At 63.4% G+C, this 876-nt stretch carries 1 protein-coding gene; it reads right to left on the reverse strand.

All coding sequences use genetic code 11. From position 1 onward, the window contains the following. Nucleotides 1–742: cell division protein FtsZ (locus QZL63_RS04630; protein ID WP_290586031.1), on the reverse strand; the 742-nt coding region annotated here is incomplete at its 3' end. Nucleotides 743–876 lie beyond the last annotated feature (134 nt).

Here is an 876-nt window from a genome sequence, read left to right on the forward strand (position 1 = left end):
CCGCCTCGGCCCCGCCTTCGGCACGGTTGTCCCCCTCGGCCGTAGCAACGGCCATGTGGGCGCGGCCGCTGTCGTGCATCACCTTCGAGACATCGGCGAAATCGACGTTCACCAGATCGCTCTCGACGGTGATGATCTCGGCGATGCCCTTGGCGGCCGAGGCCAGGATGTCGTCGGCCTTGCCGAAGGCCTGCTTGAGCGAGAGGCGGCCGTAGATCTCGAGGATGTTCTCGTTGTTGATGATCAGCAGCGAATCGACATTCTGCCGCAACTCCTCGATGCCGCGGTAGGCCTGCTCATAGCGGATCTTGCCCTCGACGGCGAGCGGCGAGGTAACGATAGCCACGGTCAGCAGTCCCATCTCCTTGGCCAGCTTCGCGATCACGGGCGAGGCGCCCGTTCCCGTACCGCCGCCCATACCGGCCGTGATGAAGATCATCTTCGTACCGGCCTCCTCGAGGCGCTGCCGGATTTCGGGCAGCGTCTCCACGGCGGCACGGCGGCCGTTCTCGGGATCGTTGCCCGCACCGAGACCCTCGGCGCCGAGGCGGATCTTCTGCTCGACGGGGCTCTTGTCCAGCGCCTGCTGGTCGGTGTTGCAGACCATGAACGTAACGCCTCGGATTCCGAGGTTCCACATGTGGTTTACGGCATTACCGCCGGCACCGCCGACACCCACCACCATGATAATCGAACCCTCTGCCCGCGGGGCCTTGATCTCCGATATCAAATCGTCTGTCATATCGCTTGTCTTCTTTTTTCTCTGTTATTTTTCTCTCGTGCCAACCGCACCTATCGGACTCCAGCGGCATACCGGAACTCCGGTCCGTCGTATGGCGGTTGCCTCTCCGCGGCCGTTCCGACGCTCCGCAAGCC

Origin of the sequence: Alistipes sp. CAG:268 (assembly GCA_000434235.1) — a bacterium.
Classification (GTDB): Bacteria; Bacteroidota; Bacteroidia; order Bacteroidales; family Rikenellaceae; genus Alistipes; species Alistipes avistercoris.